Raw genomic sequence first — 8959 nt, 5'->3', positions numbered from 1 at the left:
AATCAATAAGCCAAAACCATTCCAAAATTAATGAATCTGGGGTTGTCATCCGCCTAATTCTTATTAAATTCGTCCAAATTTCAATTAATATGGACAAAGCAAAAATACTGAATAAAAAATCCATGGATTTCCTGGAGAAATACCTTAATAATGCCGCGCCAACCGGTTACGAGGCTGAAGGCCAGAAGCTATGGATGGAATATCTGAAACCTTATGTAGACGAGTTTATAACCGATATCTATGGGACAGCGGTTGGAGTCATCAATCCCGATGCTCCTTTTAAAGTAGTTATCGAAGGACATGCCGATGAAATTTCCTGGTATGTGAATTACATCACCGACGACGGTCTTATCTATGTTGTACGCAACGGTGGAAGCGACCATCAGATCGCTGCTTCAAAACGCGTGAACATTCACACCAAAAACGGCATTGTAAAAGGAGTGTTCGGCTGGCCGGCTATCCATACCCGGGATAAAGAGAAAGAGGAGGCTCCTAAAATGAACAATATCTGCATTGATGTAGGCTGCTCCACTAAAGAGGAAGTTGAGAATCTTGGCGTACACGTGGGATGCGTTATAACCTACCCCGATGATTTCTTTATTCTGAATGAAGATAAATTTGTATGCCGTGCGCTGGATAACAGAATCGGTGGTTTTATGATTGCCCAGGTGGCACGTTTATTAAAAGAGAACAAGAAGAAACTGCCTTTTGGATTGTATGTCACCAATTCGGTGCAGGAGGAGATAGGTTTGCGCGGGGCAGAAATGATCACCCAGCGTATTAAACCCAATGTAGCCATAGTGACCGATGTAACGCACGACACCACTACTCCAATGATCGAAAAGAAAACCAATGGTTTGGCAAAGATCGGGGCAGGACCGGTAATCGCTTATGCTCCTGCAGTTCAGAATAATTTAAGGGAATTACTTATTGAAACCGCCGAGGAAAAACAAATACCTTTTCAGCGGGCAGCCAACTCCAGGTTTACCGGAACCGATACCGATGCCTTTGCCTATAGCAATGGCGGAGTACCTTCGGCTCTTATTTCCCTTCCGTTGCGATACATGCACACCACAGTAGAGATGGTGCACAAAAATGATGTGGAGAACGTGATAAACCTCATCTATGAAAGTTTGCTAAAGATCCAGGAAGGAGAGAATTTCAGCTATTTTAAATAGAACTGAGTTCTACTTCAGAAATAAAGCCTTTTCCGAAATACCGGGGAAGGCTTTTTATTTTCCTTAATTCAACTTTCACAAAGCTTTATAACTGCTGAAGGAGTTTTAGGCCTATTTTTATAAAAAAAGCTACGATGACCATTACCCCTGAAGAGGTAGACCTTATTCTCCAAGATCCTTATGAAGCGGTAAACCTTGCCAATTTACGCTATGTTTCCGAAGAAGAACTTTCTATTAAGCGAAAAAAACAAGGCCGTGGGTTTACCTATTATAAGAAAGGAGAACGTTTGTCTGATGCCGGCACCATTCAACGTATCAAAAAACTGGTAATTCCCCCTGCATGGAGTGAGGTACGGATCTCTCATTATCAAAACGGGCATCTTCAGGTTATCGGTCGGGATCAAAAAAACCGCAAACAGTATATGTATCACCCCTTGTGGTCTAAGATCAGAAATGAAACCAAATTTTTTAAGATGGCAGCCTTTGGGGAAGTCTTACCAAAGATACGCCGTCGGGTAGATCGTGATCTGGATCTCCCAGATATGAACCAAAGAAAAGTCCTGGCCCTGATCATCCGCCTGATGGAGGAAACCCACATCAGGATTGGCAACCAGTATTACGCAAAGGAAAACAAAACCTATGGCTTGTCTACTTTCCGAAGCAGACATTTAAAGACTTATAAGAATAAGGTAAAGTTTGAATTCACCGGTAAAAAGGGCAAGGAACATTCAGTCACCCTGAAGAATAAGAAGCTTATAAAACTCATCAACCAATGCGAAGAGATCCCGGGATGGGAATTATTCAAATTCTATGATGAAAAAGGACAAAAGCAAAGCATAGACAGCGGGATGATAAACGAATATATCCACGAGATAAGCGGAGATATGTTTTCGGCTAAGGATTTCAGGACCTGGAGTGCTTCAAAGATATTCTTCGAAACTCTACATGAACTCGGGTATAATTCAGAAGAGAAGGAGAATAGAAAGAATCTGCTGCAGGCTTTCGATACGGCAGCTTCAGGTTTAGGAAATACCCGGGCAGTGTGCCGAAGTTACTATGTACACCCGCATATCGTAAACACTTATGAAAGTGGAGATATCGTGCCTTATTTTAATTCGATTAAAAAAGAGGTAGAAGGAAATTACACCAGTCTCTCTGAAACAGAGAAAGCGGTGTTGAAGTTGATAAATGATTACGAAATAATCTTATAAAAAAAGCTGAACCCTGTTGGATTCAGCTTTAATTTGTGGCCTTAGTATTATTAAGCCTGTTTATCGTAGAACTTCAGAGCCTGTATTGCATCTTCAAGGCTTTTAACTTTATTATCAGAAAGGAAATCTTTCATGGCATCATTATTATCGAAGGCTTTTCGGAAATCTCTTGGTCTCAGCCTAACTTCCTTTAGACGGTTATCCCCGATTTCAAGATAGTATTCCATATCAACGCTAAGATGAGCGGGTTTATCTTTTTCATACCCAGTTTTCGCCACCTGGGCGTCTGTCATATCGGGTCTTGGCCAGGCCAGAAGTTTAACACTCTCTCCTTCATAGTAACTCACAAAATAACCTTTTAAGAGTTCCCCTTCTTCGGTTCTTTTAGAATCTATATAATAAGAATGTCCACCTATTGTATAAGAGATCTTTTCGATACGAGGCAAAACATGAATTTTTTTCTCCTGTTGGTTCAATTTAATCTCCATAATACCTTCTACCGCATTGTAACGAAGAAATGCCGGTTGAGATTTTCCTTCTTCAGCATGGATAATTCCCCTTTGAAAATCCTCGTTCACAAACGGGCTGCCTGTATATCCCTCAGGAGTATTTTTATAAACCGGAATTACCATACGGTTATTCATCATATCCTGCTCATTTATCTGAGAAGTTGCATTAAGGGTAATAAATGCTATAAAAATTAATGGGAAAAAGTTTTTCATTTTTGAAAATATTATGGTTTCAGATTTAATAATCAATTATTGTTCCGGCTTTTAACAAGGCGTTAAGATATAAAAAATATGGCAGAGATTGTATAGGCAATTAGGCCAGGGACAGCCACTTTTTTTTATGATGGTGTTTTTAATCCTCTAATATGCCCAGGAATCAATTCACAAAATTGTTGGAGATATAAAAAAGGTTGATCAAAAAGCATAAATGCAAGTTGAGCAACCTTTACTTTAATTTACAGATTTCTAGCCTCTTTCGCTTATGATCTCGTCCACGATCTCAGGATTGAGCAAGGTAGAAGTATCTCCCAGGTTTTCGGTTTGGCGGGAAGCGATCTTTCTAAGGATCCTTCGCATGATCTTACCACTTCGGGTTTTAGGAAGGGCACTAACAAACTGAATGATCTCAGGTTTGGCAATTGGTCCAACTTTTTCAGAAATGGATTGATTGATCTCCTTTCTCAAATTCTCCCGGTCACGGCTTTCCCCAACTTCCTTCAGAATAACGTAGGCGTAAAGCGCATTTCCTTTTATCTCATGAGGGAAGCCAACCACCGCAGATTCGGCTATGGCCGGGTGCTCATTGATGGCATCTTCAATAGGAGCGGTTCCAAGATTATGGCCGGAAACGATTATCACATCATCCACCCTACCTGTAATCCTGTAATATCCTACCTCATCGCGTAAAGCACCGTCTCCGGTGAAATACATGTTTTCAAAAGCCGAAAAATAAGTGTCACGATATCGGTCATGATTCCCCCAGATGGTCCTGGCCATTCCGGGCCATGGAAATTTAATACATAATTTTCCCTCAACCTGATTCCCCTTTAATTCTTCGCCATTCTCATCCATAAGTGCGGGCTGAACACCAGGGAAAGGCAGAGTAGCATAAGTGGGCTTAGAAGGGGTGACATAAGGAATAGGAGAAATCATTATTCCTCCGGTTTCTGTTTGCCACCACGTATCTACAATAGGACTTCTCTTCTTCCCAATATGGTCATTATACCAGTGCCAGGCTTCCTCATTGATAGGCTCACCAACCGATCCCAGCACTTTAAGAGAGGAAAGGTCGTATCTCTCCACAAATTCAGAGCTGGTTTTTGCCAGCGACCTGATAGCAGTTGGGGCAGTGTAGAACTGATTCACCTTATGTTTTTCCACGATCTGCCAGAAACGACCCGCATCGGGATAAGACGGGGTCCCTTCAAACATCACGGTGGTCGCACCATTTGCAAGCGGACCGTAGATAATATACGAATGCCCTGTTATCCAGCCAATATCGGCTGTACACCAGTAAACATCATCCTGTTTATACTGAAAAATATTTTTGAAGGTATAAGCGGTATACACCATGTAGCCACCAGTGGTATGCATCATCCCCTTGGGTTTTCCGGTAGAACCGGAAGTATAAAGAATAAATAGCGGATCTTCAGCATCCATAATTTCGGACGCACATTTATCGGAAGCTTTATCGAGTAAAGGCTGGAGCCAATTATCCCGTCCCTCTTCCATATGGATATCGCTGTTAATTCGTTTTACTACAAGCACATCTTTAACGCCGGGACAATCTTTAAGAGCTTCATCAGCGATACCTTTAAGGTCTATAGTTTTACTACCACGGTAAGAACCATCAGCAGTGATCATTATTTTACAATCGGAATCGTTAGTACGGGTTGCCAGAGCCCGCGAGGAAAAACCGGCGAAAACCACCGAATGAATAGCTCCAATCCTCGCACAGGCCAACATTGCTACTGCCAGCTCAGGGATCATTGGCAGGTAGATACAAACCCTGTCCCCTTTCTGGATGCCATGATCTTTGAGAACATTGGCCATCTGATTAACCCTTTCATGTAATTCCCTGTAGCTTATATGCAAAGCTTCTTCCGCAGGGTCGTTTGGTTCCCACAAAATCGCCGTTCTATCGCCATTGGAAAACAGATGACGATCTATACAGTTTTCGGTAATATTCAGTTTGGCGTTCTCAAACCATTTGACCTCCGGTTTCGAGAAATCCCAGCTCAGCACATTATCCCATCGCTTACGCCAGGTGAAATGTTCTTCAGCGACTTCTTCCCAGAAATTTTCAGGCTCCCGCACCGATTTCCGGTAAACCTGGAAGTATTCTTCTAAATTCTTAATATGATAATTACTCATAGTTTAAATTAAAATATTATTGTGCTACAGTGTGTTTTTCAAGTAAATTAAAGATGTTCACGGCAATTTATAAAATTACTTCGGAATTCCCCTAATTAAACTCTTGCTTAAAACGGGTATTTATCAGAATTAAGGATTTTTAAATAGAGAAGATAAAAAAGAGGAAATATTGAAAAAAAAGGCCTGAAAGACCTTCACGCGTAATGCAGCTGATCTTTCAGACCTCTTGGAATGTGCAGAAGTTTATTTTAAATATTCCAGAACGTTTTTCTCAATTCTGGCTTCGATATCGCTGATATCGCTTTTCACGAATTTCTCTCCGGTGATATTTTCGTAGAGTTCAATATACCTTTCAGAAACCGTGGTGATATAATCGTCGCTCATTTCGGGCAGTTGCTGTCCTTCTTTTCCCTGAAAACCATGTTCAATAAGCCATTGTCTGACAAATTCTTTGGAAAGCTGTTTCTGAGGCTCTCCTTTTTCCTGAAGTTCCTCGTAGGTATCCGCATAAAAATAGCGGGAAGAATCAGGGGTATGGATCTCATCGATAAGCACGATCTTTCCTTCTGAAGTCTTTCCGAATTCATATTTGGTATCAACAAGGATGAGTCCTCTTTCTGCGGCGATCTCGGTTCCCCGCTGAAATAATTTGCGGGTATAGTCCTCCAGTACTACATAGTCTTTGGCAGAAACAATTCCGCGATTTAGGATCTCTTCTTTTGAAATATCCTCATCGTGGTCTCCCTGTTCGGCTTTGGTCGCAGGCGTAATGATTGGTTCCGGAAATCTATCGTTTTCTTTCATGCCTTCAGGAAGGGAAACCCCGCAAAGCTGGCGTTTACCCAACTTATATTCCCGGGCAGCGTGACCGGCCATGTATCCACGAATTACCATTTCCACCATAAAGGGCTCGCACTTTTCTCCAATTGCCACATTAGGATCAGGCGTTGCTTCCAGCCAGTTAGGCACAAGATCTTCGGTAGCTTTCATCATTTTTGTAGCGATCTGGTTCAGGATCTGACCCTTGTAGGGAATACCCTTTGGCATAACCACATCAAAAGCCGAAAGTCTGTCGGTGGCCACGATAATCAATTTATTATTCTTCAGGCTGTAAACGTCTCTTACCTTCCCTTTGTAAACAGTTTCCTGCCCGGGAAAATTAAAGTTTGTTTTTATTATGGTGTTCTTCATTAATTCAGATTAAAAATTAAAGTTGTCCAAAAATAGTTAAAGAGGTCATTCTGATCCCAAGGCATTCGGCCTTAATTCAGAATCTGATGCTTCTAAATAAAAGGCTTTTGTGAGACCCTGAATCAAGTTCAGGGTGACGTAAGAAATTGTTTCAGACAAAAATGTATTAATAATTATTCAGTGTGTTCTATTTCTTTATATGCGGCGATGACCTTTTTAACCAGTTTATGTCTTATAACATCTTTATCATCAAGGTAGATTATTCCCACACCCTTTACATCTTTAAGAATCAATAAAGCTTCTTTTAGTCCGGAGATCACTCTGCGAGGCAGGTCGATCTGGCCTGGGTCACCGGTGATCATAAATTTGGCGTCCTTCCCCATACGGGTCAGGAACATTTTCATTTGGGCGTGGGTGGTATTCTGGGCTTCATCCAGGATCACGAAGGCATGGTCCAGGGTACGTCCGCGCATAAATGCAAGGGGTGCTATCTGGATGATTCCCTTTTCAATAAAGGTTTCCAGTTTTTCGTGCGGAATCATATCCCGCAGCGCATCATAAAGGGGCTGCATGTATGGATCCAGTTTTTCCTTAAGATCGCCCGGAAGAAATCCCAGGTTTTCGCCCGCTTCTACGGCCGGCCTGGTAAGAATGATCCGGCGTACCTGTTTTTCCTTGAGTGCTTTTACAGCCAGGGCCACCCCGGTATAGGTTTTTCCCGTTCCCGCAGGTCCTATGGCAAAAACCATATCATTCTTTTTGGTGAGTTCAACCAGTTTTCGCTGGTTAGCGGTCTGGGCTTTGATCATCCGGCCACTAACTCCGTGCACCAGTACCTCTCCACTTTCAGTTGAAGTTTGATAATCATCTTTGCTTTCGCTGGTGAGTACTCTTTCAATTACATTTTCATCCAATTTATTGTAGCGTGCAAAATGATCCATCAGCATTGAAAATCGTTCATCGAATTCCTCGAGCATTTCTTCATCTCCAAAAACTTTTATTCTGCTACCCCGGGCCACGATCTTAAGTTTGGGGAAATACTTTTTTAAAAGTTCAATATTCTCGTTGTGGTTTCCAAAGAATTCCCTTGGATTAATTTCGGAAAGTTCTATTACAATTTCGTTCAAATGCTAAGAGTTTTAGTTGTTTGGTTACAGCTACATTTTAAATGATCAGTTATAAAATTACTCCTTAAAAACACAGAATAAATTCTTGACAAATACCGTGTTTTTAACGGGATTTTAAAAGGGGATTAGACAAAATAAATTTTATCTTCGCCTTATACAAACTTACACAAAATAAGCGCTTAGAACTCAAAAAAATATTAACAATAACCTATGGCCATAATTACCTTAACAACCGATTTTGGAGAGAAAGATTACTTTGCGGGAGCGGTGAAAGGGGCAATTTACACCGAGCTGGAACAACAGGTAAAGATTGTTGATATTTCACATTCGATTTCTCCTTTCCACATAAGCGAGGCTGCCTATATCATTAAAAATGCCTACAATAGTTTCCCCAAAGGGAGCATCCATATTATCGGGATAGATTCAGAATTTACGCCGGAAAACAAACACCTGGCGGTTTTGCTCGACGATCATTATTTTATTTGCGCCAACAACGGAATTCTATCCCTGCTGGCTGCCGAAATAAAACCGGCGAAGATCGTGGAAATCAATATTCATGATAAGCTGCAAACCAATTTCCCGGTTCTCGATGTCTTTGTGAAGGTCGCTAGTCATCTGGCACGTGGCGGAACGCTGGAGGTGATTGGGAAAAGCATAGGCGAAATAAAACACAACAAGCAATTCGAACCTATTGTTAACAACGACAGCAACCAGATAATGGGGCACGTTATTTACATCGATAATTACGGAAATGTGGTGACCAATATTTCCAGAAAACTATTTGAAAATGTAGGGAAAGGTAGAAAGTATAAGCTAAGCGCCAGGATGGTGGGCTTTGAAACTATCCACGAAGCCTATAGCGGCTGGATCAATTTTGAACAGGAAAAAGAGAAGCGCGGAAGCGAAGACGGGAAAAAGCTGGCCCTTTTCAATTCGGCGGGATATATCGAGCTGGCTATTTACAAGAGCAATCCTTCAACCGTGGGAAGTGCTTCCACGCTTTTTGGGCTGGAGATAAGAGATACGGTAACTATAAATTTTGAATAATATATGCTGATAAGGATTGTGAAAATGGGATTTGATCCCGAAAAAATTGAGGCGTTTCTGGCTAACTTTGAAGCCAATAAAAATAAAATCCGAAGTTTTGAAGGTTGCCGACACCTGGAATTATTGCGGGATAAAGACAATACAAACCGCTTTTTCACGTATAGTCATTGGACCGATGAGGCCGCCCTGGAAAATTACCGGAATTCAGAGCTTTTTAAAGGCATCTGGGCTGAAACCAAAGTGATGTTCAACGAAAAACCGGAAGCCTGGAGTGTTGAGGCAGTCGAAAGTCTTTAGTCTTTAGTCGAAAGATGTTAGTCTTT

General features: G+C 41.5%; 8 protein-coding genes. 4 read left to right on the top strand and 4 right to left on the bottom strand.

Annotated elements, in window-relative coordinates; translation table 11 throughout:
- Positions 1–89: 89 nt before the first annotated feature.
- Both ACESK1_RS10670 and ACESK1_RS10665 read left to right on the top strand, forming a co-directional pair.
- A complete protein-coding gene (locus tag ACESK1_RS10670) occupies positions 90–1178 on the top strand; it encodes a M42 family metallopeptidase (RefSeq protein WP_372920168.1) in 1089 nt (362 codons plus the stop codon).
- A gap of 134 nt (positions 1179–1312) precedes the next feature.
- Positions 1313–2389, top strand: coding sequence for a DNA topoisomerase IB (locus tag ACESK1_RS10665; RefSeq protein WP_372920167.1), 1077 nt, complete (start codon positions 1313–1315; stop codon positions 2387–2389).
- Between the two features lie 50 nt (positions 2390–2439).
- Here ACESK1_RS10665 and ACESK1_RS10660 read toward each other — a convergent pair whose 3' ends face one another.
- From ACESK1_RS10660 to ACESK1_RS10645, 4 genes are all read right to left on the bottom strand, one after another.
- Positions 2440–3111 carry a hypothetical protein gene (locus tag ACESK1_RS10660; RefSeq protein WP_372920166.1) on the bottom strand — a complete coding sequence of 224 codons (672 nt, stop codon included), beginning with the start codon at positions 3109–3111 and terminating at the stop codon, positions 2440–2442.
- A 252-nt stretch (positions 3112–3363) separates the two neighbouring features.
- Positions 3364–5271, bottom strand: a complete 1908-nt coding sequence (acs, locus tag ACESK1_RS10655) for an acetate--CoA ligase (protein WP_372920165.1) — start codon at positions 5269–5271, stop codon at positions 3364–3366.
- Between the two features lie 243 nt (positions 5272–5514).
- Positions 5515–6462: a phosphoribosylaminoimidazolesuccinocarboxamide synthase gene (locus tag ACESK1_RS10650; RefSeq protein WP_372920164.1), complete on the bottom strand. Its 948-nt coding sequence runs from the start codon at positions 6460–6462 to the stop codon at positions 5515–5517.
- A 173-nt stretch (positions 6463–6635) separates the two neighbouring features.
- Positions 6636–7589 (bottom strand): PhoH family protein, encoded by a 954-nt coding sequence (locus tag ACESK1_RS10645; RefSeq protein WP_372920163.1) that lies wholly within the window; start codon positions 7587–7589, stop codon positions 6636–6638.
- Between the two features lie 210 nt (positions 7590–7799).
- Between ACESK1_RS10645 and ACESK1_RS10640 the strand changes: the two genes are divergently transcribed.
- Positions 7800–8636 (top strand): S-adenosyl-l-methionine hydroxide adenosyltransferase family protein, encoded by an 837-nt coding sequence (locus ACESK1_RS10640; RefSeq protein ID WP_372920162.1) that lies wholly within the window; start codon positions 7800–7802, stop codon positions 8634–8636.
- Between the two features lie 3 nt (positions 8637–8639).
- A complete protein-coding gene (locus ACESK1_RS10635) occupies positions 8640–8933 on the top strand; it encodes a putative quinol monooxygenase (protein WP_372920161.1) in 294 nt (97 codons plus the stop codon).
- Positions 8934–8959 lie beyond the last annotated feature (26 nt).

It is taken from the genome of Salegentibacter sp. (assembly GCF_041642575.1).
GTDB lineage: Bacteria > Bacteroidota > Bacteroidia > Flavobacteriales > Flavobacteriaceae > Salegentibacter.
The sequence above is the reverse complement of the archived record's forward strand: the minus strand, read 5'-3'. Positions and strand labels throughout refer to the sequence as shown.

What these genes read in the sequence shown, in the direction of transcription:
- ACESK1_RS10670 (WP_372920168.1), top strand. Translation starts at nt 90, where the DNA reads ATGGACAAAGCAAAAATACTGAATAAAAAATCCATGGATTTCCTGGAG.
- ACESK1_RS10665 (WP_372920167.1), top strand. Translation starts at nt 1,313, where the DNA reads ATGACCATTACCCCTGAAGAGGTAGACCTTATTCTCCAAGATCCTTAT.
- ACESK1_RS10660 (WP_372920166.1), bottom strand. Translation starts at nt 3,111, where the DNA reads ATGAAAAACTTTTTCCCATTAATTTTTATAGCATTTATTACCCTTAAT.
- acs (WP_372920165.1), bottom strand. Translation starts at nt 5,271, where the DNA reads ATGAGTAATTATCATATTAAGAATTTAGAAGAATACTTCCAGGTTTAC.
- ACESK1_RS10650 (WP_372920164.1), bottom strand. Translation starts at nt 6,462, where the DNA reads ATGAAGAACACCATAATAAAAACAAACTTTAATTTTCCCGGGCAGGAA.
- ACESK1_RS10640 (WP_372920162.1), top strand. Translation starts at nt 7,800, where the DNA reads ATGGCCATAATTACCTTAACAACCGATTTTGGAGAGAAAGATTACTTT.
- ACESK1_RS10635 (WP_372920161.1), top strand. Translation starts at nt 8,640, where the DNA reads ATGCTGATAAGGATTGTGAAAATGGGATTTGATCCCGAAAAAATTGAG.